At 69.7% G+C, this 25701-nt stretch carries 21 protein-coding genes; 11 read left to right on the forward strand and 10 right to left on the reverse strand.

Going from position 1 to position 25701, the window contains the following annotated elements; translation table 11 throughout:
* Positions 1-193: 193 nt before the first annotated feature.
* The 6 genes from ACIP5M_RS12685 to ACIP5M_RS12710 all read right to left on the reverse strand — a co-directional run bounded on the left by ACIP5M_RS12685 (position 194) and on the right by ACIP5M_RS12710 (position 4435).
* A complete protein-coding gene (locus ACIP5M_RS12685) occupies positions 194-1597 on the reverse strand; it encodes an 8-oxoguanine deaminase (RefSeq protein WP_401195625.1) in 1404 nt (467 codons plus the stop codon).
* Between the two features lie 216 nt (positions 1598-1813).
* On the reverse strand, positions 1814-2737 hold the full coding sequence (gene pucL, locus ACIP5M_RS12690) for a factor-independent urate hydroxylase (protein ID WP_401195627.1): 924 nt from the start codon (positions 2735-2737) through the stop codon (positions 1814-1816).
* A 1-nt stretch (position 2738) separates the two neighbouring features.
* On the reverse strand, positions 2739-3128 hold the full coding sequence (gene uraH, locus ACIP5M_RS12695; RefSeq protein ID WP_030715205.1) for a hydroxyisourate hydrolase: 390 nt from the start codon (positions 3126-3128) through the stop codon (positions 2739-2741).
* Between the two features lie 2 nt (positions 3129-3130).
* The gene (gene uraD, locus ACIP5M_RS12700; protein ID WP_401195630.1) at positions 3131-3637 is read right to left on the reverse strand and encodes a 2-oxo-4-hydroxy-4-carboxy-5-ureidoimidazoline decarboxylase; all 507 of its coding nucleotides are present in this window, start codon (positions 3635-3637) and stop codon (positions 3131-3133) included.
* A gap of 166 nt (positions 3638-3803) precedes the next feature.
* Complete coding sequence (locus ACIP5M_RS12705; RefSeq protein WP_401195632.1) at positions 3804-4187, reverse strand: helix-turn-helix domain-containing protein; 384 nt, start codon at positions 4185-4187, stop codon at positions 3804-3806.
* Positions 4184-4435 carry a thiamine-binding protein gene (locus ACIP5M_RS12710; protein WP_401195635.1) on the reverse strand — a complete coding sequence of 84 codons (252 nt, stop codon included), beginning with the start codon at positions 4433-4435 and terminating at the stop codon, positions 4184-4186. Before ACIP5M_RS12710 ends, ACIP5M_RS12705 begins: the two co-directional genes overlap by 4 nt.
* Positions 4436-4561: 126 nt before the next feature.
* On the opposite strand from ACIP5M_RS12710, the gene ACIP5M_RS12715 reads away from it, so the two are divergent.
* From ACIP5M_RS12715 to ACIP5M_RS12730, 4 genes are all read left to right on the forward strand, one after another.
* A complete protein-coding gene (locus tag ACIP5M_RS12715; RefSeq protein ID WP_401195637.1) occupies positions 4562-5395 on the forward strand; it encodes a TIM barrel protein in 834 nt (277 codons plus the stop codon).
* Between the two features lie 75 nt (positions 5396-5470).
* Positions 5471-6361: a 2-hydroxy-3-oxopropionate reductase gene (locus ACIP5M_RS12720; protein ID WP_401195640.1), complete on the forward strand. Its 891-nt coding sequence runs from the start codon at positions 5471-5473 to the stop codon at positions 6359-6361.
* 228 nt (positions 6362-6589) lie between these two features.
* A complete protein-coding gene (locus tag ACIP5M_RS12725) occupies positions 6590-8047 on the forward strand; it encodes a catalase (RefSeq protein ID WP_401195642.1) in 1458 nt (485 codons plus the stop codon).
* 2264 nt (positions 8048-10311) lie between these two features.
* Positions 10312-10497 (forward strand): hypothetical protein, encoded by a 186-nt coding sequence (locus tag ACIP5M_RS12730; RefSeq protein ID WP_401195645.1) that lies wholly within the window; start codon positions 10312-10314, stop codon positions 10495-10497.
* A 562-nt stretch (positions 10498-11059) separates the two neighbouring features.
* On the opposite strand, the gene gcl is transcribed toward ACIP5M_RS12730, so the two are convergent.
* Positions 11060-12847, reverse strand: a complete 1788-nt coding sequence (gcl, locus tag ACIP5M_RS12735; protein ID WP_401195646.1) for a glyoxylate carboligase — start codon at positions 12845-12847, stop codon at positions 11060-11062.
* Between the two features lie 269 nt (positions 12848-13116).
* Between gcl and ACIP5M_RS12740 the strand changes: the two genes are divergently transcribed.
* Entirely contained in the window at positions 13117-14016 is a 900-nt protein-coding gene (locus tag ACIP5M_RS12740; RefSeq protein WP_401195648.1) for a hypothetical protein, read from the forward strand.
* A 115-nt stretch (positions 14017-14131) separates the two neighbouring features.
* On the forward strand, positions 14132-14620 hold the full coding sequence (locus ACIP5M_RS12745; protein ID WP_401195651.1) for a glutathione peroxidase: 489 nt from the start codon (positions 14132-14134) through the stop codon (positions 14618-14620).
* 170 nt (positions 14621-14790) lie between these two features.
* On the opposite strand, the gene ACIP5M_RS12750 is transcribed toward ACIP5M_RS12745, so the two are convergent.
* Both ACIP5M_RS12750 and ACIP5M_RS12755 read right to left on the reverse strand, forming a co-directional pair.
* Positions 14791-16332 carry an AMP-binding protein gene (locus ACIP5M_RS12750; protein WP_401195653.1) on the reverse strand — a complete coding sequence of 514 codons (1542 nt, stop codon included), beginning with the start codon at positions 16330-16332 and terminating at the stop codon, positions 14791-14793.
* 77 nt (positions 16333-16409) lie between these two features.
* Complete coding sequence (locus ACIP5M_RS12755) at positions 16410-17534, reverse strand: winged helix DNA-binding domain-containing protein (RefSeq protein WP_401195656.1); 1125 nt, start codon at positions 17532-17534, stop codon at positions 16410-16412.
* A 144-nt stretch (positions 17535-17678) separates the two neighbouring features.
* Between ACIP5M_RS12755 and ACIP5M_RS12760 the strand changes: the two genes are divergently transcribed.
* The 5 genes from ACIP5M_RS12760 to ACIP5M_RS12780 all read left to right on the forward strand — a co-directional run bounded on the left by ACIP5M_RS12760 (position 17679) and on the right by ACIP5M_RS12780 (position 20963).
* A complete protein-coding gene (locus tag ACIP5M_RS12760; protein ID WP_401195657.1) occupies positions 17679-18848 on the forward strand; it encodes a magnesium and cobalt transport protein CorA in 1170 nt (389 codons plus the stop codon).
* A gap of 248 nt (positions 18849-19096) precedes the next feature.
* On the forward strand, positions 19097-19315 hold the full coding sequence (locus tag ACIP5M_RS12765; protein WP_401195660.1) for a DUF6243 family protein: 219 nt from the start codon (positions 19097-19099) through the stop codon (positions 19313-19315).
* Between the two features lie 270 nt (positions 19316-19585).
* Positions 19586-19726 (forward strand): hypothetical protein, encoded by a 141-nt coding sequence (locus ACIP5M_RS12770; RefSeq protein WP_401195663.1) that lies wholly within the window; start codon positions 19586-19588, stop codon positions 19724-19726.
* Between the two features lie 3 nt (positions 19727-19729).
* Entirely contained in the window at positions 19730-20437 is a 708-nt protein-coding gene (locus ACIP5M_RS12775; RefSeq protein ID WP_401195665.1) for a hypothetical protein, read from the forward strand.
* A 157-nt stretch (positions 20438-20594) separates the two neighbouring features.
* A complete protein-coding gene (locus tag ACIP5M_RS12780; RefSeq protein WP_401195668.1) occupies positions 20595-20963 on the forward strand; it encodes a hypothetical protein in 369 nt (122 codons plus the stop codon).
* 61 nt (positions 20964-21024) lie between these two features.
* Here ACIP5M_RS12780 and ACIP5M_RS12785 read toward each other — a convergent pair whose 3' ends face one another.
* A complete protein-coding gene (locus ACIP5M_RS12785; protein ID WP_401196305.1) occupies positions 21025-25641 on the reverse strand; it encodes a HEAT repeat domain-containing protein in 4617 nt (1538 codons plus the stop codon).
* Positions 25642-25701: the final 60 nt, after the last annotated feature.

Here is a 25701-nt window from a genome sequence, read left to right on the forward strand (position 1 = left end):
GGTTCTGCTGCTGTTTTCGCGCAGGACGAAGCCACGCGGCAGCGCTGTCGTGATGCCGTGCGGCGGTAAGAGCCACCGCACCCGGGAGCGCCCGTGGAATTCCTCGGGCGCTCCCGGAAGCGGCTGCCGACGGACCCCGCTCGGGTCCGCGGCTGCCGGCCGGGGGCCGTCCCCCCCGGCCGGACTCCGTGGGTCAGGCCTGCGCGGAAATCCGCGCGAGGCGCTGGGCCTCTTCCCGCGTGGACACGGCGATCGCGTCCTCGTCTGCGAAGAGGAGTCGGTTGTTCTCCACGATCTGCTTCCCGTTGACGAACGAGGCGGTCACCGGGGCGGCCGCACCGAAGACCAGCGCGGTCACCGGGTCGGCGATCGAGGAGTGGAGGAAGGTGCTCACGTTCCACAGCACGAGGTCGGCGCACTTGCCGACCTCCAGCGAACCGATGTTGTCGGCGCGGCCGAGGACCTGAGCGCCACCGTACGTACCCAGGCGCAGGGCCTGGCGCGCGTTCAGTGCACGCTCGCGGTGGACCGGGTTCAGGCGGTTGATCAGCAGCGCGTTGCGCAGCTCGGTGTGCAGCTCACCGGACTCGTTGGAGGCGGTGCCGTCCACCCCGAGGCCGACCGGGACACCGGCGGCCAGCATGTCCGGGACGCGGGCGATGCCGGCGGCCAGACGGGCGTTGGAGGACGGGCAGTGCGCGACACCGGTCTTGGTACGGGCGAACGCGGCGATGTCGGAGTCGTTCATGTGGACGCTGTGCGCCATCCACACGTCCTCGCCGAGCCAGCCGGTCGACTCGAAGTAGTCGGTCGGGCCCATGCCGAAGAGCTCGTGGCAGAACTTCTCTTCCTCGACGGTCTCCGAGCCGTGCGTGTGCATGCGCACACCCAGGCGGCGGGCCAGCTCGGCGCCCTGCTTCAGCAGCTCGGTGGAGACCGAGAAGGGGGAGCACGGGGCGACGGCGACCTGGGTCATCGCGTCGAAGGAGGCGTCGTGGTACTTCTTCACGGTCGCCTCGGTGTCCGCGAGGGCACCTTCGAGGGTCTCGACCGCGTGGTCCGGCGGCAGGCCGCCGTCCTTCACGCTGCGATCCATGGAACCGCGGGCGAGGGTGAAGCGGACACCCATCTCGGAGGCGGCGCGGATGATCGAGCCGGAGAGGTCGCCCGCACCCCGGGGGTAGACGTAATGGTGGTCCATCGCAGTGGTGACACCGCCACGGGCCATCGCGGCGAGGGAGCCCTGGGCGGCCGTGTAGGCCATCTGCTCGTCGATGCGCGCCCACGTCGGGTACAGCGCGACGAGCCAGTCGAAGAGGTTGTGGTCGGTGGCCAGGCCGCGCGTGATCCACTGGTAGAAGTGGTGGTGCGTGTTGACCAGACCGGGGGTCACGAGGTGCCCGGTGCCGTCGATGCGGCGGACGACGTTCTCGAGGTTCTCGGGGGCATCGCCCGCGCCGACGAACTCGATCTTGTTTCCGGCGACGACCACGTGACCCGAGGCGTACTCGGTGTCATTTGAATCGACGGTTGCAATCGCACAGTTTTCGATGACGATGCGCTCAACCGAGCCGTCATGCGAGGAGGAAGCTGCCATGACACATCCTTGTGCTTTCGTGGCGGTGCGGGCACGGCAAAACCCTGGGGATTTGAGTGCCGGAGCCGGGGGCCTTGGCAGCTGACAGTACTGCCGCCCCATATGTTGCTACCGGGTGCCGATTCATGAGCATGATCATGAAATTGAAGGGTGTCGCGCTGTCCCGGGGCCACTGCGGAGCCCCGGGACGACACGTACCGAGCTTCGACCGGACCCTTAGAGGTTGGTCATGTCCACGGGAATGCGGGCATCCACACCGTCGCGGAGGATCGTGGCCTCGATGAGACCGTACGGACGGTCCGCGGCGAAGTACACCTCATTGTCGTTCTTGAGGCCGAAGGGCTCAAGGTCGACCAGGAAGTGGTGCTTGTTCGGGAGCGAGAAGCGGACCTCGTCGATCTCCGAACGGTGGTTGATGATGCGCGAACCCATCTGGTACAGGGTCTGCTGCAGCGAGAGGGAGTAGGTCTCCGCGAAGGCCTGAAGCATGTGCTTCTTGGTCTCGGCGTAGGACTTCTCCCAGTTCGGCATCCGCTGCTCGTCGTCCGACCAGTTGAAGCGCCAGCGACCCGACACCTGGGTGGCCAGGATGCGGTCGTACGCCTCCTGCAGGGTCGTGTACTTGTCCTTCACGTAACCCCAGAACTCGGAGTTCGTGGAGTTCATGACGACCAGGTCCTTGAGGCCGGAGATGACCTCCCAGTTCTGACCGTCGTACGTGACCTGGGTGACGCGGGTCTCCATGCCCTTGCGGACGAAGGAGTGGTTCACCTCGTCGGCGCCGATGAACTTGGAGTTGGCGTCGGACGTGGCGATCCGGTCCCAGGCGTACTCCTCGATGCGGATACGCGCACGCTTGATCGGCTCCTGGCTGGTGACGAACCAGCGCGCCAGGTGGATGCCGAACTGCTCGGCGGACTCGATGCCGTACTCCTTGGCGAACGCGTACACCGTGTTCTTGGTGGTGTCCGTCGGAAGGCAGTTGGCGTTCGAGCCGGAGTAGTGGACGTCGTCCATGTCGCCGGAGAGGGCGACCGAGACGTTCAGGTCCTTGATGTGGTGCGTGTCGCCGTCCCGCGTGATCTTGACGACGCGGTTCTCTGCTTTGCCGTACTGGTTCTGGCCCAGAATCGTGGCCATGCTAGCTCCCTCGGTAAACGGAGTAGCCGAACGGGTTGAGCAGCAGCGGTACGTGGTAATGCTCGCCCGGGTTCACCGCAAACGTGATGGTGACCTCGGGGAAGAACGCACCGCTGTCCCTTACGCGGGGGGCGTCCTGCTGCGCCTCGGCTTGCTTCTTGGAGAAGTACGTCTCGGTCTCGAAGTCGAGACGCACGTGTGTGGTGCCCTCCGGCAGGGCCGGCAGGTCCTTGCAGCGCCCGTCCGCATCGGTGGCGGAGCCGCCCAGGGCCGCCCACTCACCGTCGAGGCCCGTACGGGCCGACAGGGAGATGGCGACGCCCTCGGCGGGCTTGCCGATGCTGGTGTCCAGGATGTGCGTGGACACCGACGCGGTGGTCTCAGTGCTCATGCTCACTCTCCTTCTACGAGTCGGGTCAGGCGGATCTTGTTGATCTTGACAAGCTCACCGCGAGCGATCTCTCGCTCCTGCTCCGGCGAGTTGTCGATCCGGACCTTGACCGCGTCCCGCATGAACTCACCGGTCGCACCGGTGGCGCAGATGAGGAAGACGTGGCCGAACTTCTCCTGGTACGCCAGGTTCAGTTCGAGGAGTTCGTTCTTGAGCTCCTCCGAGGCACCGGCCATGCCACGCTGCTCGCGGGCGGAGGTCGGGTCTCCCGGCTTCGGGCGGCCGATCGGCGCGTGGCCTCCCATCGCTTCGCCCAGGTCCTCCGCGGTGAGCTCCGCCATGGCGGACTCGTTCGCGGCGAACAGGGACTCGGCGTTGGCGAAGGGGCGCTGGGCGAGCAGCTTGCTCACCCATGCCGAGCTGGCGCACACCTCGTGCAGCTCGGCCGTGGCCGCGCTGTCGTCCAAGGCGTTGAACCGGGTGAGACCCGGGGTCGGACTCGAAGTCACGGTAGGCCTCCGTGGCCTGTTGTTGCTTTGACGGGCTGCGCATAGCTAACGCCCTCCACAACACGGCGTCAACACTTTGTTGAAACTTCCCGTACACAAAAGCCGCCGCCCGGATGAATTGGGCGGCGGCTCGTCACTGTGGGTCAGAGTTGACTCACTCTGGGCTTCACTCTTGCGGGGTCTTGTTCGGATTTTCCCGGTTGAGGTAGTTGTACACCGTGAAGCGGCTTACGCCCAGGGCGCCCGCGACCGTTTCCACGCCGTGCCGGACCGAGAAGGCGCCCCGCGCCTCCAGTATCCGCACGACGTCCTGCTTGGTCTTCCGGTCGAGCTGGGCCAACGGTACGCCGTGCCGGCGCTCCAGCGCGGCCAGGATGTGGTCCAGCGAGTCCGACAGCTGGGGCAGCCGCACGGCCAGCACGTCCTCGCCCTCCCAGCTGAGCACGACGTCGTCGGGCTGCGCCTGGGCCGGATCCATCAGCTCGCCGCCCATCGCGTCCACCAGCGGCTTGACCGCGGCGACGAAGGGGTGGTCGCGGGGTTCGGTCATGGCGTGTCCTCCCCCAGCACATTGACCTGGAGCGACACGCGCGTGGCGCCGGCCTCCAGGGAATTGCGCAGCAGCGCGCCCACCGCGTCCAGCACCCGGTCGGCCTCGCCTTCCGCGGTGTTGCCGAACGGGCCGACGTCCACCGCGTCCAGCTGGGCCTTCTGGATGACCTCGCGAGCGGCCACGGCATGGGCGGGGGCCTCTTCGAGATCGAAGGGCTCGGTCGTGAACTCCACTCTCAATCGCACGCTGGCCAAGCTACCTGGCACTCAGGACTTTTCGGGAGTCCGTACTTGACAGCCGCGCGAACCTCGATGCAGTCTTCCATCAAGCAGAAACTAACTTCCGCAATACGGAAGGAGCGCACACCCCTCATGGGATACACGGACCAGCGCTTCGATGTAAACCTTTCGATCCTCTTCACGGAACTCCCGCTCCTGGAGCGACCTGCGGCTGCCGCCGCGGCCGGCTTCACGGCGGTCGAGCTGTGGTGGCCCTGGATCGAGACCCCCACTCCCGCCCAGGAGGAGCTCGACGCCCTCAAGAAGGCTCTTGAGGACGCCGGCACCCAGCTGGTGGGCCTGAACTTCTACGCCGGCCAGCTGCCGGGCCCGGACCGCGGTGCGGTCTCGGTTCCCGGTGAGGAGTCGGAGCGCTTCCGCGCCAACATCGACATCGCGGCGGACTTCGCCCAGTCGGTGGGCTGCAAGGCGCTGAACGCCCTCTACGGCAACCGCGTCGAGGGCGTGGACCCGGCGGTCCAGGACGAGCTCGCCCTGGAGAACCTCGTCGTGGCGGCCCGCGCAGCGGACCGCGTCGGCGCGATCCTCCTGATCGAGACCCTGAACAAGCCCGAGTCGCCGCTCTACCCGCTGGTGAGCGCCCCGGCCGCCATCGAGATCGTGGACAAGGTCAACGCGGCCACCGGTCTCGGGAACGCCAAGTTCCTGCTCGACCTGTACCACCTGGCGATGAACGATGAGGACCTCTCCGAGGTCATCGAAAAGTACGCCGCCAAGACCGGGCACGTCCAGATCGCGGACAAGCCGGGCCGCGGTGCCCCCGGCACCGGCGAGCTGCCCCTCGAGGAGCTGCTCGACCAGCTGAAGAAGGCCGGATACGAGGGCTACGTAGGCCTGGAGTACAAGGCCGCCGACGCCGCCGCGTCCTTCGCGTGGCTGCCGGCCGAGGCCCGCGCCGCCAAGTAGGCGGACAAAGTCCAGGCGATCCGCCAGGCACGTCACGAACTTTTCGTACAAAGCATTAAGAGAAGGACCCTCATCATGAGCAACCTCCCCAAGATCGCGTGGATCGGTCTCGGCATCATGGGCTCCCCCATGGCCGAGAACCTCCTGAAGGCCGGTTACTCGGTCACCGGCTTCACCCTGGAGCAGGACAAGCTGGACCGCCTGGCCGCCGCCGGCGGTACCGCGGCCGGCTCGATCGCCGAGGCCGTCAAGGACGCCGACGTCATCATCACGATGGTGCCCGCCTCCCCGCAGGTCGAGGCCATCTCCTACGGTGAGAACGGCATCCTCGAGAACGCGAAGTCCGGCGCGCTGATCATCGACATGTCGTCGATCACCCCGCAGACCTCGATCGACCTCGCGAAGAACGCCGCCGAGAAGGGCATCCGCGTCATCGACGCCCCGGTGTCCGGCGGCGAGGCCGGCGCCATCGAGGCCGTCCTGTCGATCATGGTGGGTGGCGAGCAGGCCGACTTCGACGAGGCCCTCCCGGTCCTCCAGGCCCTCGGCAAGACCATCGTGCTCTGCGGTCCGCACGGCTCCGGCCAGACGGTGAAGGCCGCCAACCAGCTCATCGTCGCGGTGAACATCCAGGCGTGCGCCGAGGCCGTCGTCTTCCTCGAGAAGTCCGGCGTCGACCTCCAGGCCGCACTGGACGTCCTCAACGGCGGTCTGGCCGGCTCCACGGTCCTGACCCGCAAGAAGGACAACTTCCTGAACCGCGACTTCAAGCCCGGTTTCCGGATCGACCTGCACCACAAGGACATGGGCATCGTCACCGACGCCGCCCGCAACGTCGGTGCCGCCCTTCCGGTCGGCGCGGTCGTCGCCCAGCTGGTCGCCTCGCTGCGCGCCCAGGGTGACGGCGGCCTGGACCACTCCGCCCTGCTCCGCGCGGTCGAGCGCCTCTCCGGCGCTCAGATCTGAGCCCGCGGCCCGCATGCCGGGCCGCACCTCCCCCTGACGGGGGCCTGAGTTTCCGGATGGTGCCGGTGCTGACACCTGTCCTGTCGCGCCCAAGCGCCGGCACCGTCCGGATTACCTCTCACCATCTTTGTTCAACAAACTGTTGACGTTTAGTTCTCGCCGAAATTAGGCTCTGTTCCGCATGACGGAAGGCTCTTTTCGTCAGCAGTTACCGTATGGAAGGTCACCATGTCGAAGCGCACGCTGACGACCGAGTCCGGCGCCCCGGTCGCCGACAACCAGAACTCCGCCACCGCCGGCGTCGGTGGCCCGCTCCTGGTCCAGGACCAGCAGCTCCTTGAGAAGCTTGCCCGCTTCAACCGTGAGCGCATCCCGGAGCGTGTGGTGCACGCCCGCGGCTCGGCCGCGTACGGCTACTTCGAGGTGACCGACGACGTCACCGCGTACACCAGCGCCGCGTTCCTGAACACGGTCGGCAAGAAGACCGAGACCTTCCTGCGGTTCTCCACCGTCGCCGACTCGCTGGGTGGCGCGGACGCGGTCCGCGACCCGCGCGGCTTCGCGCTGAAGTTCTACACCGAAGAGGGCAACTACGACCTCGTCGGCAACAACACCCCGGTGTTCTTCATCAAGGACCCGATCAAGTTCCCCGACTTCATCCACTCCCAGAAGCGCGACCCCTTCACGGGCAAGCAGGAGCCGGACAACGTCTGGGACTTCTGGGCGCACGCCCCCGAGGCGACGCACCAGATCACCTGGCTGATGGGTGACCGCGGTATCCCGGCGTCGTACCGTCACATGAACGGCTACGGCTCCCACACCTACCAGTGGACCAACGCCCAGGGCGAGGCCTTCTTCGTCAAGTACCACTTCAAGACGAACCAGGGCATCCGCTGCCTGTCCGCCGAGCAGGCCGCCGAGCTCGTCGGCAAGGACGCCAACTCGCACCAGACCGACCTGCTCCAGGCGATCGAGCGCGGCGTGAACCCGAGCTGGACCCTCTACGTCCAGATCATGCCCGCCGCCGAGGCCGCGGACTACCGCTTCAACCCGTTCGACCTCACCAAGGTGTGGCCGCACGCCGACTACCCGCTGCAGCGCGTGGGCCGTCTGGTCCTCGACCGCAACCCGGACAACGTCTTCGCCGAGGTCGAGCAGTCCGCCTTCTCCCCGAACAACTTCGTCCCGGGCATCACCGCCTCGCCGGACAAGATGCTCCAGGGCCGTCTGTTCGCGTACGCCGACGCCCAGCGTTACCGCCTCGGTGTGAACCACACCCAGCTGCCGGTCAACGCCCCGAAGGCGACGAAGGCCGACAACTACGGCCGCGACGGTGTCATGGCGCTGCGCAACGGCTCGCGCCACGACAAGAACTACGAGCCCAACTCGTACCAGGGCCCGGCCGAGACCGGTCTGGCGCTGGGCGCCCCGAAGGCCGTCTCCGGCTACACGGGTACCCACGAGGCCCCGGCCCACACCAAGGACGACGACTTCTTCCAGGCCGGTGAGCTCTACCGCCTGATGTCGGAGGCCGAGAAGCAGCGTCTGGTGGCGAACATCGCCGGCGGCCTGTCTCAGGTCACCCTCGAGGACGTCATCGAGAAGAACCTGGCTCACTTCCACGCCGCCGACGCCGACTACGGCCGTCGCGTCGAGGAGGCCGTGCGCGCCCTGCGCGACGCCTGAGCCGCACAGCTGTACCGGGGGTCTGACGGGAGGTCAGGCCCCGGGTACTAGCCCGAGCTGCTTACCCGGATGAGGGGTGGTACGCAGTAAGGGCAGGACGAGGACCGTGGCGGGCGTGCGAGCCAGTGCGGTGGTAATGGGTTCCGAGGCCCGTCTCTTGACCTGAGGGAGACGAAGCCGGAGTTCTCGTCGCCGACCGCCACGGTCCCAGCCACTCCTCTATATACAGGGGCTACGCACAGAGTCCCCTGTATATAGAGGAGAACACCTCCCCACTCACTCCGCCCGGCGGTGCGAACGTCCTGTCGCGCCAGCCTCGCCCCGTCGGGCGGTAACAACCAGAGCGCCGAGTCACGGACGGTCCCGTGACTCGGCGCTTTGTCGTTCCCGGCTTCATCGGCTGGAGGCCTCGAGGGGGCCTCCAGCCGGGGAGGGGCCGGGGGCCGGACGGTGGTTGCCCACCCGCCTCCCGGGGCGCTGGTCGGGGTCCGGGGGCGGGGTGCCGGCTGGGCCGGGTCAGAGCAGGTTTGGGGGTTTCCCGGCAGTCCATCGTCCTTCCGTGTCGGGCCGGCCTGTCAAGGGCGCTCCCTGCGGTCGCGTCACTACGTGATCGCCTTCGGCGACCCTTGACAGACCGACCCGCCCCGGAAAGCCGAAAGACTGCCGGGAAACCCCCAAAAGAACGGTCACGGGGCAGGAAGACAGCAACGGGTCCGCCAGAGACGAGGCGAGGGGCCGGGCATCGGCCGACCGGGCATCCGGCCCCCTGAATTCCTGACCCAGCGCCAGGGGCCCGGCTACCCGCACCAAAAGGTGGATTGAGCAGCCTGAGGACCGGATGGGCGCCGCAGATCGCTACGCGCTCCTCATCGCCTGGCGTCCAGCGGCCCGCCGGTGGCTGATACCCGCACCGAAAGGCGGCCAGTGCGCCCTGCGGAGCCCCAGGCGCCGCAGATCGCTACGCGCTCCTCATTGCCTGGCGTCCAGCGGCCCGCCTGTGGCTGATACCCGCACCAGAGAACGAACAGAGCAGCCCAGGGAGCGCGTGGGCGCATGAGATCGCTACGCGCTCTTCTGGTCTCGGCGACTGACGGCCGCCTGGGGCCGTGATGGGCGGAGAGGTCCGCTGTGCGGCTGCATGACCAACCTGACCGTCTCAAGACGACCGCCGGACGCCAAACCGGGAGGAGCGCGTAGCGATCTGCCGCGCCCATCCGCTCCCCAGGCCGCTCATTCCACCCTTCGGTGTGGGTATCGGCCCCGGACGGCCGTCGGACGCTGAGACGGGAGGAGCGCGTAGCGATCTGCTGCGCCCATCCGCTCCCCAGGCCGCTCATTCCACCCTTCGGTGTGGGTATCGGTCCCGGACGGTCGCCGGACGCTGAGACGGGAGGAGCGCGTAGCGATCTGCTGCGCCTGGGGGCTCCGCAGGGGCTTCTGGTCGCCTTTTGGTGCGGGTAGCCGGGCCGCCGGCCCTGGGCAGGGATCGGTGGGCCCGGATGCCCGGTCGGCCGACGCCCGGCCCCTCGCCTCGTCTCTGGCGGACCCGTTGCTGTCTTCCTGCCCCGTGACCGTTCTTTTGGGGGCTTCCCGGCAGTCTTTCGGCTTTCCGGGGCGGGTCGGTCTGTCAAGGGTCGCCGAAGGCGATCACGTAGTGACGCGACCGCAGGGAGCGCCCTTGACAGGCCGGCCCGACACGGAAGGACGATGGACTGCCGGGAAACCCCCAAACCTGCTCTGACCCGGTCCAGCCGGCACCCCGCCCAGTGCAGTTGCCTTTGAGTCGGGGAGACTGTTGCCCGTGTGTGAAAAGGTCCGCCCGTGGAGTGTGACGTGTGCGGAGAAGCGATGCGGCAGTGGCCTGTGCCGCTGACGGCTTGGGCGGAGCAGATCTGGTCCTGCCCCTGGTGCTACGCCACGACGCATGGTGGCGGCGAGTGGTTCGAGATCTCGCGACCGCCGCACCAGCCCTTGAACATACGCTAGGAGGCAGCTGTCGCTGACAGCCTTCCCTCCGACGTCTCCCATGCCTTCGGGGCCTACGACGCGACGCTGTGCGGGGTCCAGGAAGCCGGCATGGCGCCCTCCGACTACTGGTGGCTGCCAGAGACGGATGACCCTGTGACGACTGCCGAACGACGGCGAGTGTCATCGACGGTCGCCGGCCGCAGATCATGAGAGGCGAGAAGGCGCGCGTCAGCGTGCCCCGACCGTGAACCGCTGGGTAGGTCGGCCGGCGCCGGACCGTCTCCTATGCTCTGGCCGTGGATGGATATCAGGCGCTGACGGCATTGATCGAATCAGCCTGGACGGAGCTGAACGGCTCCGATGCGTCCCACCGGGACTTCTGCCTCGATGTCGTAAGCGACGTCCTGGAGACGGGTCGCCTGACGCAGGACGACGCCGAGCGGGCCGTCGAGCGCCTTGTGACCGTCGCGCTCTCTGAGTGAGGGCTACCAGGTGCGGGAGTCCGCACTGCACGCGGTCTGCACGGCCTCCACGCACTACGAGCTTCCCTATCGGGTGGTGGAGCCGCTCGCTGTCGGTGCGGATGGCTTCGAACCGTTGCTCCTGGAGTACGTCCTGGGCGTCCTGGGCTCGACTCACGACCAAGCGGCACTCCCAGTCGTTGAGAGGTACCTCCAGCACCCCCAGTCCGATGTACGCAGTGAGGCGGCGGATGCAGTGCGCGAGCTGCACTGGAGCCGGGCATCCCAGGGAGAGACGGTCTAGCTTCCGGGAATCAGCGGCTCGGTCGTTAAGGCAACTGCATCGCCCCGAGCCGCGGGCGGCGGGTGCCGCCTGGGTCTCACCCCGCGAAGGCCGCGCCCGCCGCGGCACGGGGCGACGTACTCACGTACTCACCCACCCGCACCCAGAGAGGCGGGCGGGCAACCACCGCCCCGCGCCGGCGCCTCGAGGGGGAGATGGCGGGCCCCCGGCGGCGAACGCGGAGCGGCCCCCGCTCCTCCTGAGAAGGAGGAGCGGGGGCCGCTCGGGTCATGCGGGTGATCAGACCTTGAGGGCCTTGATCGCGGTCGGGGCGTGGCCCGGCTCGGTCGCGAGCTCTTCGAACTCGGTGACGTCGCTCATGTCGACCGTCTTGCTCATCGCGATGTTGGTGACGCGCTCCAGGATGGCCTCGACGACGACCGGAACCTGGAACTCCTGGGACAGCTTCTTGGCCTCCTCGAAGGCCTCGCCCAGCTTCTCCGGGTCGGTGACGCGGATGGCCTTGACGCCCAGGCCCTCGGCGACCTTGACGTGGTCGACGCCGTAGACGCCGATCTCCGGGGTGTTGATGTTCTCGAACTCGAGGTTGACCTCGAAGTTGATGCCGAGACCACCCTGCGCCTGACGGATCAGACCCAGGTAGGCGTTGTTCACCAGGACGTGGACGTACGGGACCTTGTGCTGCGCGGCGACGGCCAGCTCTTCGATCATGAACTGGAAGTCGTAGTCGCCGGAGAGCGCGACGACCGGGGTCTCGGGCTGCGCGGTGGCGGCGCCGATCGCGGCCGGGATGGTCCAGCCGAGCGGGCCGGCCTGGCCGCAGTTGACCCAGTGGCGCGGCTTGTAGACGTGCAGGAACTGCGCGGCCGCGATCTGGGAGAGACCGATGGTGGTGACGTAGCGGGTCTCCGGGCCGAAGACCCGGTTCATCTCCTCGTAGACGCGCTGCGGCTTCATCGGGATGTTCTCGAAGTGCGTACGGCGCTGCAGGGTGGCCTTGCGCTCCTGCGCGGAGGCGGCCCAGGCGGAGAAGTCCGGGAGCTTGCCCTCGGCCTTGAGCTCCTTGGCGACCTCGATGAACAGCTCGAGGGCGACCTTGGCGTCGGAGGCGATGCCGAAGTCCGGGGCGAAGATCTTGCCCAGCTGGGTCGGCTCGATGTCGACGTGGACGAACTTGCGGCCCTTGGTGTAGGCGTCCAGGTTGTAACCGGTGTGACGGTTGGCCCAGCGGTTGCCGATACCGATGACGGTGTCCGACTCGAGGAAGGTCGCGTTGCCGTAGCGGTGAGCGGTCTGTACACCGACCATGCCGGCGGCCAGCTCGTGGTCGTCCGGGATGGTGCCCCAGCCCATCAGGGTGGAGATGACCGGGATGTTGGTCAGCTCGGCGAACTCGACCAGCAGGTCGGACGCGTCAGCGTTGATGATGCCGCCACCGGCGACGATCAGCGGACGCTCGGCCTCCAGCAGGAAGCTCAGGGCCTTCTCGGCCTGGGCGCGGCTGGCCTGCGGCTTGTAGACCGGCAGCGGGGTGTAGGTCTCGGGGTCGAACTCGATCTCGGTCAGCTGGACGTCGATCGGCAGGTCGATGAGGACCGGGCCCGGACGGCCGGAGCGCATCAGGTGGAAGGCCTGCTGGAAGACACCGGGGACCTGCGCGGCCTCGAGGACCGTGGTGGCGGCCTTGGTGACGGGCTTGGCGATGCTCGCGATGTCGACGGCCTGGAAGTCCTCCTTGTGGAGCTTCGAGACCGGGGCCTGACCGGTGATGCAGAGGATCGGGATCGAGTCCGCGATCGCGGAGTACAGGCCGGTGATCATGTCGGTGCCGGCCGGACCCGAGGTGCCGATGCAGACGCCGATGTTGCCCGCCTTGGCCCGGGTGTAGCCCTCGGCCATGTGGGACGCGCCCTCGACGTGACGGGCGAGCGTGTGGCTGATGCCGCCCACGTTCTTGAGCTCGCGGTAGAAGGGGTTGATCGCAGCGCCGGGCACGCCGAACGCTTGTTCGACACCCTCGAGCTTGAGGATCTCAACTGCAGCGGCTGCGGCTGTCATACGAGGCATCAGGGTCTCCTGCGGGTCTGGCGGTCAGACTTTTTCCGTCATCCGGAATTATTGTTCTGCTATACGGAACAAGCTAAGCGGCCGCCTCGCGCACGTCAAGGCGGTTCGGTACCTCGGAACCCACCAAAAGCCGCATCTCGTTTGACGAGTTGCACAAATGTCCGCATCGGCGGGTCGGATCGGCTCTGAATCCGCGATCACGCTCGCCCCGGCGGTCGCCGGTGGTGGAGCATGTACCTACGCACAGCGACGGAGGGGGTTCGGCTCTCATGGCGGAAGCGGTACCGGTGCGCTGCCCGGCGTGCCTGCGCGAGAACGGCTACACCGTTCCGGTCTTCCCCTGCGCCTGCGGGAGCCCGGTGCGTCCGCCGCTGGATCTGGCGGCGCCGCCCGTGCCGCTGACCCACCAGACGTGGTCGGACGCCTGGGTGACGGTGCGCTGCGGGGCCTGCGGGCGGGAGAGCGAGTGGCCGCATCCGGAGGTGGGGTGCGGCTCGTGCGGGACGGTGGTGCGGCTCCCGGTGCACCCGGTGGATGTGGTGCGTCCGGCGGGGGGAGCCGGTACGGGCCCTGACCGCGGGGCGGCCTCGGCGGATCCCGCGGCGACGGCCCGACCCGATTCTACTCGGGACGGCGGGGGCGGGCCGGAGCCGCACGCGCCCGGCGCACGGCCCGGCGCAGGGCCGGACGCGCGGCCGGACGCACGGCCCGACTCCGGGCGGGACGGCCTTCGGGAGGCCCGGCCGGCCCACGTACCGGTCCCGCCGACCGCGCCGGTGCCCCGCCCCGCGTTCCGGCCGGTGACCATCCGTACGGCCCGGGACGCGGTGGCCACCGCCGCGCTGTACCTGCGCTGGCTCGGCTTCCAGGACGTACGGCAGCCCGACGCGCGCCCCATCCCCTCGGCCGCCGTGGACCTGCGGGCTCCGGGGCTGGTGGCGCAGGTGGACCCGACCACCGCGCCGGCCGGGCTGCGGGCGGTGGAGTGCGTCTGGCTGAACGGACTCACGGCTTCCGCGACCAGCGTCTACTTCTCCCTCGCCGGGTACACGGAGGACGCCCGCGCCCGCGCGGACGATCTGGGGATACCGCTCTTCGTCATGGACCTCACGGGCATGCCGCAGCCGGTCAACGACCCGGCGGACGAACTGATCGGCAGCGGGGCGTAGGAACCGTCCCGGACGCGGCATGGAGATCGGCACCGGCACCGGTACCGGCATCGCCTACGCTCGGAGGCGTTATCCGCTGCTTGCCAGCCGTTGCCCTTCCTGCCAGGAGAGCCCGATGAGCCTGTACGACATCCCGCTGACCACCCTGTCCGACGAGCCCACCACCCTCGGGGCCCACAAGGGCAAGGCGATCCTGCTGGTGAACACCGCCTCGCAGTGCGGGCTCACCCCGCAGTACTCGGGACTGGCCCGGCTGCAGTTCAAGTACGAGGGGAAGGGCTTCACCGTCGTCGGCGTGCCCTGCAACCAGTTCGGAGGGCAGGAGCCCGGCAACGCCGAGGACATCCAGACCTTCTGCGCGGCCGGTTTCGGCGTCACCTTCCCGATGCTGGAGAAGTCCGAGGTCAACGGGGAGAACCGGCACCCCCTCTACCAGGAGCTCGTGAAGGTGCCCGACGCCGAGGGCGAGGCGGGGGACATCCAGTGGAACTTCGAGAAGTTCCTGATCTCCCCGGCCGGTGAGGTCGTGGCCCGCTTCCGCCCGCGCACCGAGCCCGAGGCCCCGGAGGTCATCGCCGCGATCGAGGCGCACCTGCCTGCGTAAGGGAGCGAGCCCGTACGGGAGCCGGGCCGTACGGCGGCCGAGCCCGTACGGCGGCCGGGCCGTACGGCGGCCGAGCCCGTACGGCGGCCGAGCCCGTACGGCAGCGGGCTCGTACGGCGGCCGAGCCCGTACGGCAGCCCGCCCCGGTCCGGGGCGGGCGACGCCCCCGGTCAGTTGACCTCGCGGTCCAGCCCCGACCAGTACGGCTCCCTCAGCTTGAACTTCTGGATCTTGCCGGTGGCCGTGCGCGGGATGGCTTCGCGGAATTCGACGGACGTCGGGGCCTTGTAGCCGGCCATCCGCTGCTTGCAGTGGGCGATGATGTCGGCCTCCTCGGCCGTCGCGCCCTCGGCGAGGACCACGAGGGCCTTGATCGTCTCGCCCCACTTCTCGTCGGGCACACCGATGACGGCGACCTCCGCGACCGCCGGATGGCTGAAGATCGTGTCCTCCACCTCGATCGACGACACGTTCTCGCCGCCCGTGATGATCACGTCCTTCTTCCGGTCGGAGATCGTCAGGTGGCCGTCGGCCTCGTCCAGCGTGCCGCCGTCGCCGGTGTGGAACCAGCCGTCCTGGAGCGCCGCCGCGGTCTCCTCGGGCTTGTCCCAGTAGCCGTCGAGCACGACGTTCGACCGGGCCAGCACCTCGCCGGACCCCGAAACCCTCAGTTTGACGCCGAGCGCGGGCAGGCCCGCCCGGGACAGCTTGCGCGCCCGCTCCTCGGCGGGCAGCCCGGCGTCGGCCGGCCGGGCCCGGTTGAAGGTGAGCAGCGGCGAGGTCTCGGTCAGGCCGTAGATCTGCGTGAACTCCCAGCCGAGCTCCTCGCCCACCCGCTGGATCGTCCTGCTCGGCGGCGGCGCCCCGGCGCAGACGATGCGCACCTTGTCCCGGCCCGGGATCTCGCCCTCCCACGTCGCCGCCGCGTCGAGCACCGCGTTCCACACGGCGGGCGCGCCGCACATGAGCGTGACCCCGTGCTCGTCGACGCGGCGCAGGATCTCGGCGCCGTCGACCTTGCGGAGCACCACCTGCTTGACCCCGAGCCCGGCCATCACGTACGGCATGCCCCAGCCGTTGCAGTGGAACATCGGCAGCGTGTGCATGTAGACGTCGCGCTCCCACACACGGGTGTGCAGCCCGAAGGTGAGCCCGTTGACCCAGATGTTGCGGTGCGTCAGCTGGACGCCCTTGGGCCGGGCGGTGGTGCCGGACGTGTAGTTGATCGTCGCGGTGGCGTCCTCGTCGGGGTGCGACCACGGGCGCGGTTCGATGCCGAACCGCATCAGCTCCTGATCGGTCTGCTCGCCCAGGACGAACCGGTGGCGTGCCGTGACGCCGGAGAGCGCCTCGTCCAGCTCGGGGTCGAGGAGCAGGACCGAGGCCCCGCTCTGGTGGACCACGTACTCGACCTCCTCCGGCATGAGGCGGAAGTTGACGGGTACGCAGATACGGCCGCTCATCGGCACCGCGAACAACAGCTCCAGCATGCGGGCCGAGTTGTGGCTGACCACCGCCACGCGTTCGCCCTCGCCGACACCGAGCGCGTCGAAGCCCGCCTGCCACGCCCGTACCCGCTCGCCCAGCCGCCCGTACGTCGACTCCGGTACGGGCGGGGCCGGTTGACTCGGCTCGTCGACGACACCGGGGCTGGAGGCGAAGCCCAGCTCCGCCCGGTCGAGGAAGTCCGTGACGGTCATCGGAATCCGCATTGCTCTCTCCTGATCGGGACGACGAGTTCAGGTGGTACCGAGTGTCCGCAGTCTGGCACGGACGGCCTGCGGCGGGGTCAGCCGCGAATCGGCCCGAAGCGTACGGAGCCCCGTCCGGGCTCGCCCCCCGAACCGGCCATCGCGGAGATCATCAGCTCTCCCTCGGCGACGATCTCCTCCCTCCATGCCGCCGGAACCTCCCGGAACAGCTCCACGGTGACCCCGTTTCCCTCCTCCGCCTTCCAGAGGCCCGCGACGAAGCCGTCGACGAGCAGGGTGCAGTGGGCCTGATTGCCCGTCCACGTACGCCCCTTGACCTCCGGAGGGACCACACGGCTACGGTCGGCATGCGAGAGCAGGAGGTTGTCGAATTCGGGGAGGAAGCGGGGCGGCGCCGGCGTCCGCGCATCGGGCCGCGGAGCGTCGGGCAGGTCGAACAGCTCCACGCCGTTCTCGTCCCGGAAGACGGCCAGTCCGGGCCGCAGCCGCTCGAAGGCCTCGCGCAGTCGGGTGAGCCCGGCCCACACCTGCATGTCCTTGACGGAGGCGGGCCCGAAGGCGCCGAGGTAGCGCAGGACGACATCGTCCACGGACTGCTCCGCCGCCTCGCCGGCGGGGCGCCCTCCGACCCATTCCTCGAGGGTGGTGAGGCGCACCTGCCCGCTGCGCCCCCACACCCCGCGGGGCGTGACCTGGACCAGCGGCAGCCGGCAGCGGGCCGCGACGGACAGGGACTGCGGGTCGGCGTCGGGCCAGTGCCTGAGCAGTTCCCCGCGGATCTCTGCCATGGTGCGCGGCTCGCTCTCGACGAAGGCGCGGGCGCGCTCGGCGAGCCGGTCCAGGTCCACCCCGGCGAGGCCCTTGCGGAAGTGGTTCACCTCCCGGTCACGGGCGGGCTGGACGAGCGGACGCAGCGTCAGGGCGTCGTGCACGGTGTGGGCATGGATCGTCGAGCGCATGGTGACCATCCGGACCACCTCGCGGGACTCCATGAGCCCGGCGAGCTCGACGGGGCGGAAGCGGGCGAGGCGGGCGTGGAGCTGGTAGTACGGGGGCTTCACGTTCTGCGCCTGCAGCCCGAGCAGATGCCCGACGGCGTCCGCGGCTGACGTCTCGGCGCGGCTCAGGAGCAGCTGGCGGGCCAGCGTGGCACGGTTCAGAGTCCGGGTGTCGAGTACGGGATGCGTCGTCCTGGAGGCCATGCCAGCAAACTAACCGCCCCAGCGGCCGCTCCCTGTCCGCAACGGAAACCCGGCGCACTCGTACGCACCGTGCACACCCTTTCCGCCCTATATCCTGCACCTTGCCCGTAAACAGACGTTCGTTCGACCGGGAGCTGACCTGCGATGTCGGAGCGCCCAGACCGCCACACCCCGCCGTCCGGCGCCAAGCGCCCGCCGTGGCGCCGCCCCGCCTCCCAGGCCGCCACGCCCCCGCCGGGCACCCAGCCTCCCCCCTCGCAGCCCGCCCCTGCCGCCGCCACTCCCCCGAACCACCGCAGCGTGATCGATTCGGCCGTCTACCGCGACGGCCGCCGCGTCGCCTCCCCCGCCACCCTCTCCGACACCTTCCGGCAGCTGCGCGAAGAGCCCGACGGCATGGCGTGGATCGGCCTGCACCGCCCGACCGAACCCGAACTCCACTCCCTCGCCACCGAGTTCAACCTCCACGAACTGGCCGTCGAAGACGCCCTGGAGGCCCACCAGCGCCCCAAGCTGGAGCGCTACGGCGAGACCCTCTTCGTCGTCCTGCGCGCCGCCCGCTACCTCGACGCCCAGGAGGAGGTGGAGTTCGGCGAGCTCCACGTCTTCGTCGGCCCGGACTTCCTGATCACCGTCCGCCACGGTGGAGCCCCGGACCTCTCCAGCGTCCGCCGACGCATGGAGGCCACCCCGGAGCTCCTCTCCCTCGGCCCTGAGGCCGCTCTGTACGCCATCCTCGACGCGGTGGTCGACGGCTACGCCCCGGTCGTCGAGGGCGTCCAGACCGACATCGACGAAATCGAGACGGAGGTTTTCCGCGGCGACCCGGCGGTCTCCCGCCGCATCTACGAACTCTCCCGGGAAATGGTCGAGTTCCAGCGCGCCACCCGCCCCCTGGTCGGCATGCTCCACGGCCTGATGGCCGGCTTCGCGAAATACGGCACGGACGAGGAACTCCAGCGCTACCTCCGCGACGTGGCGGACCACGTCACCCACACCAGCGAACGCGTCGACGGCTTCCGCCAGGCCCTCACCGAAATCCTGACGGTCAACGCCACCCTGGTCTCCCAACAACAGAACGCCGAAATGCGCGCCCTCGCCGAAGCCGGCTTCGAACAGAACGAGGAGATCAAGAAGATCTCCTCCTGGGCCGCCATCCTCTTCGCCCCCACCCTGGTGGGCACCATCTACGGCATGAACTTCGAGACCATGCCGGAACTGAAGTGGGCAGCCGGCTACCCCTTCGCGATCCTGCTGATGGCGGTGGTCTGCGTCAGCCTCTACGTCGTCTTCAAGAAGCGCGACTGGCTGTAGACCGCGCGCGCAGGCACCCACCGAGGCACTCCCCCGCCCGGGGCGCTCGGCGGAGGGCCGGCCGGCGCCCGGGCGGGGAACGCTTGGTGTGCATGGCCGACGTGACCGGGTAACGTCTTTGTCATGTTCTTCCAAGCCGATTTACGAGTGAGAGCGTGACGGGCCCCCGCTAACGTACTTCGACGTCGCCGCGCCCGTCCCCCACCGATGAATCCGTAGATCACTTCACATCATTACCGGGAGAACCCGTGACCGACAGCAAGAACATCAACAACCCCGTGGGCCAGGGCGGCGGCCAGCGCAAGAGGCAGTCCCGCGCCGAACGGCAGAACAACGGTCCGCACCGCAACCTCGACCGCCAGAGCGCCGCCGACAAGAAGGCGGAGCTGGTGCGCAAGATGCGCGAGAAGGCCCGCGCAGCCGAGACTGCCGCCGGGCAGACGAGCGACGGCACCGCACAGAGCTGACGCACCGCCGCCGCAGGGCGGCACCGCACGGGGCAGGGCCCGGACCGCGACGCGTGGTCGGGGCCCTGCCCCCCGTTTATGGGCTTGTAGCCGTGGTCCGCGTGGAGCTTGCCGGCCCGCGGCGGTCGCCTGGGCAGCTGTTCGGTTCACCCAAGGCCGGTTAGGGGTGCAGCAGGGACGGTAACCGGCCGCTGCCGCGCTCACTGGCAGCGCTTTTCGCTCAAGATCAACGCTAGGCTGCTCTCTGCTATTTAAGGGGGGGAGGACCACATGGTCGACCTGGGGAAGCAGATGAACACCATGGCCGACAACCTCCACACCACGGCCAACGCCTACGACACCACGGACGCACAGGCGAGGGACGCGTTCAACCGGCTCCAGAGCGGCCTCGCCGACTTCGGGAGGAACTGACCGGTGGTCAACTACCACGACCTGTACGCCTCCCGGGTGGACCAGTGGCAAAAGGCCGCGGACGACTGGGTCGACCTCGCCCGGCGCTCCTCCTCCGCCTGCGAGGACATCCGCGCACAGGGCAAGAAGCCGCTCGACGACCACTGGGCGGACGCCACCGGCAAAACGGCCGGCAAGCGCCTGGAAGACCTCGCCGACCGCCTTGAATCCGGCGGCGACATCATGAAGGGCGTCGCCATGGTCCTCGACGCCCTCGCCCATTCCATGGGCTACGCCCAGCGCACCCTCTTCCACGCGATCGAGCTGGCGAACGAGAACGGGCTGAGCATCCAGGACGGCCGCGCCGTCGGCAGCTACACCGGCGCCGTGCCCACCGGACCGAACGTCCCGCAGAACGTCCGCGACGCCTACACCAAGGAACAGGGACACATATCCACGGTCAACGCACTCATAGACGAAGCCCTGCGCGAAGCCTCCCCGGCGGACACGAAGGCCTCCGCCGAACTGGACAAGCTCGCGAAGACCATCAACGTCTCCGACACCTCACAGGCGCACAACGAGATCCTTGTCGAGGCGTCCCACGTCGAATTCGAGATACTCCGGGCTGACATTCCCGTCGGGAAGGACCCGCAGCTCGTCCACGCCTGGTGGGGCGGCCTAACTCCGCAGCAGCAGAAGGACCTCATGCGGGCCGATCCCGTGACCACGTGAGCCTGGACAGCCGGGAACACATCGCGAACAGGAACGGGGGCGAGCAGCGTATCCGCATCGTCCGCCCGGAACCGGATTGATACTGATGGCCGCCAACTCGCCCTCCCCCGCCCCGAGCGACGGCAGCGCGCGCCCGCGTGCCGTCACGTTCGGCACCGTGACGGCAGCACTGATGGTGCCGCTCTTGATCGTGGCCGGTGTGGCGATCTCCCTGCACACGCAGGAGATCCAGCACGAGTGGGCCGACCAGCAGCGGGCAGCCTGTCGGGCATTGCCCTTCCCCATGGCGGAGTATGCCGCCGGGTGGGGCGGCGTGGTCGCCGGCGTGGCGGCGGTGGGGGTGTGCCTGCTGCTCGCGCGGCGGTTGAGCGGCCAGTACGGTCTCCGGCTCGGGGAGACCTGGCCGGGTCTCCTCGCCGGCACCACCGTGTGGTTCAGCGTCCTCGCGATTCCGATGGAACTGATCCAGCTGTACGTCGTGTACTCGGCCGCCGCGTCGGGGATCAACCTCGGCGACGGGTGTTAGCCGCGCGCGGCACGCCGGGCGCCCTTGGCCGCGTGGTCCGCCTGGGGACCGGCCCGCCAGGTCAGCGGCTCTCCTTCGTCGTGATCTGTTCGAGAACCTCTGTGTAGAGGGGCCGTTTGTCGGGACGGGCGTGGACTGCGGCATGTCTGAGAGCGGGGATCGCCGGTGCTCCCATTGCGATGAGCCCCTCGGCCGCGGCCTTGCGGACGGCGGGGTGGGAGTGTTCCAGCGTTGCGGTGACGGCAGGGATCGCGGGGGCCCAGTTCGCGTGGCAGAGGGTTCGGATCGCCCTGCGCACCAGGTCCGGCTGGGGGTCGTTCAGCAGGAGCGACGTGTGGTGCAGGTAGGTCTGCCGGTCCAGCATCGCCCGCGACGTTCGCTGGGCGTGCAGGCGGACCTTGGGCTTGGGGTGACGCAGCAGCTCACCGATCAGGTCGCGTAGGGCGGGGTCCCGGTCCGGGTCGGCGCTGCTGTGCCCCTCGGACAGTCGGGTGAGTGCTCGGCGTATGTGCACCGGATCGCCGGTACGGGCCAGGGCCAACAGTGTGTGGCGGGAAGCGGGTTGAGGCGTTCCTGTCGGCTCGGCCGGGGAACGGTCGCGGAGCGCTGCCAGCGCGGCGGCGTCCTGGCGTGCGGCGTCCGGGCGGCGGAGCGGGCCCTCGACGAGCAGCAGCCTGTCCGCGAGGTCGTCGCGGCCTTCGGCGCTCAGCCGCCGGCAGGTCTCGGTCAGCGCAGGGGTGCGCAGCAGGGGGCGCCCGCGGAGCAGGTCGAGGAAGCCCCAGGCGCCGGCGGCGAGGCGGGCTCCGAGGTGCTCCGCGAGCACGTCGGCGGGAACCCGGCGCAGCGCCCGCGCGGCTGCGGAGCTGCCGGGCGCGGGATCGTGCTCCCACCATTCCAGCAGCAGCGGGATCAGCGGTTCCAGGTCCCACGGGTCGAGTCGGCCGGCGACGAGGGCGACCCTGTCGTGCAGGACGTCGTCGGCGCGGAGTTCCGTCTCACCGATGGCGCGCAGTGCGCGGGCCAGGCCGGCACCGACGGGTATGTCGATGCGGCCCCGCAGAAACGCTCGGAGCACGGGAAGCGCGGCCTCGGGCTCGGGCCACTCCGAGAGCGCCAGGGCCGCGGTGTGCCGGCGGTCCGGATCGGATGCCTGCAGCATGGCCAGCAGGCGTTCGCGCAGTGCGGCCGAACGGGGCTGGTCGAGGTCGTCGGGGTGCACGGTCCGCGCTCGCGGCGCCGGCGCGTGGGTGCTTTCGGTGAGGGTCCAGGGTGGTGCGTCGAGGGGCTGGACATCCGTCATCCAGTCGATGAGGGCGGTGCGGACCTCGTCGCCGGCAGAGGCGTAGGCATCGATGAGGAGGGTCAGGCGGTCCCGGGAGTTCGGGATGCCGTCGTATTGCCGGCACAGGCGGCGGAATTCCTCCAGGGCGTTCGGTGTGCGCACTGCGGCCACCAGCGCGGCGCGCCAGGCCACGGTCTCGGCCGGTCCGGTGCCCGCGGGGGACGGCGGGGCGGCGAACGCCTCCCGCAGCACAACGGTCTCGGCCTGCCAGGGGTCGGCGCCCAGCCGGGCCGAAGCGAGTGCCTGCTCGAGGTCGGCGCGGACCAGCACGGCGTCGAGGCTGCGGAGCAGCGCCAGTGTGGACCGGCTTCCCGCGGGCGCGGGGGGCAGCGCGCGTACCGCGTCGGCGACAGCCGGTTTCCGGGCCGCCGGCAGAGTCGGCGCGACCGCTTCGAGTACCGCGATGAGGTCCTGCCGGTCTTCGGCCGAGGCCTCGGCGAGCCCGTCGAGGAGGACCCTGGTGTCCCGGGCGAAGGCCGTCAGTTCCCCGGTCGTCCACGGTGCAGGGCAGAGCCGGAGGATGAGGCGCAGTACGCGGCCCCGGACGGCGGGTTCGGAGGCGGCCAGGCGAAGCCAGTCCGCCAGCATGGGCCGCAGTACCCGGAGCCGGGCGGGGTCCGGCAGCTCGTGCCGGGCGGCGATGCGCAGGGCGACCGACGGATCCCAGCCTTCCGCCGTCAGCGACCGGACGTCCGGGTCCACGGTGCTGTCCACCGCCGGCCGTGGCGCGGCGGACGTGGTGATCCCGTGCCGGGCCAGGGCCGTCGACAGGTCCTCGATCGTCCCGGAGGCGAGGCGGACCCGGCCGGTCGCGACCAGAGCGAGCAGGGCCGGTACGACCCGTGCTGCCTGGGCGTCCAGTGCGAGGACCGAGCGTGCCGGCAGGGTGTGGTCGAGGCCTTCCAGGAGGAGTTCGCGGGCCCGGCCGTCCTCGCTGTGTTCGGCGGCGGCGAGGACGGTCGCCGGGTAGGCGTCGCCGAGGATGGCGCGCAGGGCCTCGATGAGCGTGGCCCGCAGGCCTGGATTGTCGTGGTGCCCGAGCCGGTGGAGCAGCGCCGGTACCGCCGGGGGCGTACCCACCCGGACCAGCACTTCGGCGGCGGTCTTCTTGATGTTCATGTTCGGATGGCCGAGACATGCGGCGATCGCGGTGGAGGCCCAGCGGGCCCGGGCGTGACCGAGGGCGAGCAGGGCCTGCCGTACGGTCTGGATGTCCTGGGCCGCGGTCATCGCGATCAAGGTCGCCGACAACGCCTGGGCATCCTCCCCCGCGGCGTCGCGGGCGAGCAACGCGATGACGTGCTTGCGCACGTGCCGGTCGCGGTGACGCAGCAGGCGGTGCACCCGCGCGCGGGTGCGTGCGTAGGGGGCCCGGAGCAGGAGTTCGAGCAGGATCGCCTGCTCGCCGCTCGACAGCCCGTGCCGGTCCAGCAGATCCAGTGCCATGGTGGCGACGAGCGCGTCTCCGGCCTCTCGTGCGGTCGTCGCGTCGAGCAGGCAGGACGGCCTGATCCGGCCCCTCTCGTACAGCCGACGGCCCAGGCCGTGTACGGCCTCCAGGATCTCCTGGGGGACCACGGGCTCCCCGGCCGGCTGTACCTTCTCCCGTCGCGGGGCGGCGGCGCCGACCGGGTCCCGGGACGCCGCCAGGTCGGCCACGATGCGCAGGAGCAGGTCCGCGATGACCGGCAGGGTGCCGGCGCCGCCGTGGGCGGCCAGTCTGCACAGGGCCGCCACCGGCTCGTCCGGGTCGAGATGGGAACTCAGGAGGGCCAGTTCCTGCTCGTCCGGGCCACCGAGGTCCGCCGCGATGCGAGCCGGCAGATCGGCGGGGTCGAGGCGGACGAGGACGGAGCGCCGCTGGGACGGATCGTGGGTCAGATGCCACAGCACCTCAAGGGCGCGGTTGCGCACCCCGCGGAGATGCGGTGCGATCGCACCCGCGGTCCCCTCGGTGGCGAGACCCAGCCCTTCCCTCAGCGCCGTCGTCGTCCGGTGCCCGCCGATGGCCTCCAGAGCGTCCAGGGCCGCTGCGGGAGCCGACGGCAGCAGAGCGATCACGTCGTCCTCGGCATCCACATGGCGCAACGCGCGGATCGCCTCGAGGAAGGGGCCCGCCACGGGAGCCGAGGGGAGGACCCGCGTGATCGCGTCCCCGATCGGAAGTTCCCCCGCCCCCTGTTCGGCCAGGGCGACCAGCAGCGTGAGCCGCCGCGGCCAGCTCGGATCGCCGGCGGCCGCATCCACCAGTTCACGGAACATCACCTGCCGGCAGGTGAACAGGATCGTCGCGACGTCGTGGGGCGGAATCGAGTGATCGGCCAGCGCCAGGCCGATGACGGACGGGACGTGCGGACCGTCCGGGAAGTGCCCGCGCCGGTGGAGCCCCCGCAGGCATGTCACCGCCGGCCCGCCGAACAGCAACGGGTCCCGTGCGGCGATGGCCGTCAATGCGCCGATGTCACTGCGGTCCGCCAGGTCCCCGAGCCGTTCCATCGCACGCCGCCGAAGACCCGGTGGCAGATCAGGATCGTCGATGACCTGCCGCAGCAGGCCGCGGTGGCCGTGACGGGCCGCAGCCGCGAGTGCGGCATCGGCCACCTCGGGCCTCGTCCTCACCGAATCGGCGTCGAGGAAGGGAGCCAGGCGTGCCGCGGGCAGGGGATCCAACGCCGCCCAGGGCTCGGTGAGTTCCTCCAGTGCGGCGGCTACGACGTCTGCGCTGTCGGCATCGAGCAGGCCGATCAGGTGGGCGCGGACCGGAACGGGAGCCAGCAGACCGGCGTGCAGCCCCTGCCGGGCCAGCCGCAGCGCCGCGGCCTGCAACACCGGGTCACCGCTGTCCACCAGCTCGTTCACGAGCTGCTCAGGCCGGTGCGCGCTGGTCACGGTCGTTTCCCGCACGGCCTGGTACAGCAGTTCGCCCGGCGGTTCCTTCCGGATCACCGTCGGCTCGTTCAGCAGCTCGGCGCGCAGCCAGGCGATCCGTACCCGTACCGGCAGCTCGGCCGTACGCCACGACGGCCGGCGCAGCCCGCGGAGATACGGCCCCAGTCGTTCATGGAGCCGCGCCAGGACGAGCGCCGCCTCCGGCGATCCCTCCACCGATGCCGGCAGCAGCGCCGCGAGCCCGGCCATCTCGGGCTCGTCGTCCGTCCGGCCCGACGTGACGCGCTCGGTCAGGAGGAGCAGCCCCAGATGTCGCAGGCGGGGATCTCCATGCCGGATGAGTCGTCCGAAGACGGCCGGCGGGCAGAGCTGCGCGTCCACGTGGCCGGCCAGCCAGTCGACGTCGGCTCGACGCACCGCGTCCTGGAAGGTTTCGTCCGGCGGCATCGTCACCGTCGGATGCTAACGGGGACGTTCGCGGCCCCACCAGCGAGATTCACCCGATGC

This window comes from Streptomyces sp. NPDC088762 (assembly GCF_044750905.1).
Taxonomy (GTDB): domain Bacteria; phylum Actinomycetota; class Actinomycetes; order Streptomycetales; family Streptomycetaceae; genus Streptomyces.

Coding starts and splice junctions, on each gene's coding strand:
- ACIP5M_RS12725 (WP_401195642.1), top strand. CDS start 6,590: ATGTCGAAGCGCACGCTGACGACCGAGTCCGGCGCCCCGGTCGCCGAC.
- ACIP5M_RS12745 (WP_401195651.1), top strand. CDS start 14,132: ATGAGCCTGTACGACATCCCGCTGACCACCCTGTCCGACGAGCCCACC.
- ACIP5M_RS12715 (WP_401195637.1), top strand. CDS start 4,562: ATGGGATACACGGACCAGCGCTTCGATGTAAACCTTTCGATCCTCTTC.
- ACIP5M_RS12770 (WP_401195663.1), top strand. CDS start 19,586: ATGGTCGACCTGGGGAAGCAGATGAACACCATGGCCGACAACCTCCAC.
- ACIP5M_RS12785 (WP_401196305.1), bottom strand. CDS start 25,641: ATGCCGCCGGACGAAACCTTCCAGGACGCGGTGCGTCGAGCCGACGTC.
- ACIP5M_RS12720 (WP_401195640.1), top strand. CDS start 5,471: ATGAGCAACCTCCCCAAGATCGCGTGGATCGGTCTCGGCATCATGGGC.
- ACIP5M_RS12750 (WP_401195653.1), bottom strand. CDS start 16,332: ATGCGGATTCCGATGACCGTCACGGACTTCCTCGACCGGGCGGAGCTG.
- gcl (WP_401195646.1), bottom strand. CDS start 12,847: ATGCCTCGTATGACAGCCGCAGCCGCTGCAGTTGAGATCCTCAAGCTC.
- ACIP5M_RS12755 (WP_401195656.1), bottom strand. CDS start 17,534: ATGGCCTCCAGGACGACGCATCCCGTACTCGACACCCGGACTCTGAAC.
- ACIP5M_RS12740 (WP_401195648.1), top strand. CDS start 13,117: ATGGCGGAAGCGGTACCGGTGCGCTGCCCGGCGTGCCTGCGCGAGAAC.
- ACIP5M_RS12705 (WP_401195632.1), bottom strand. CDS start 4,187: ATGACCGAACCCCGCGACCACCCCTTCGTCGCCGCGGTCAAGCCGCTG.
- pucL (WP_401195627.1), bottom strand. CDS start 2,737: ATGGCCACGATTCTGGGCCAGAACCAGTACGGCAAAGCAGAGAACCGC.
- ACIP5M_RS12685 (WP_401195625.1), bottom strand. CDS start 1,597: ATGGCAGCTTCCTCCTCGCATGACGGCTCGGTTGAGCGCATCGTCATC.
- uraH (WP_030715205.1), bottom strand. CDS start 3,128: ATGAGCACTGAGACCACCGCGTCGGTGTCCACGCACATCCTGGACACC.
- ACIP5M_RS12760 (WP_401195657.1), top strand. CDS start 17,679: ATGTCGGAGCGCCCAGACCGCCACACCCCGCCGTCCGGCGCCAAGCGC.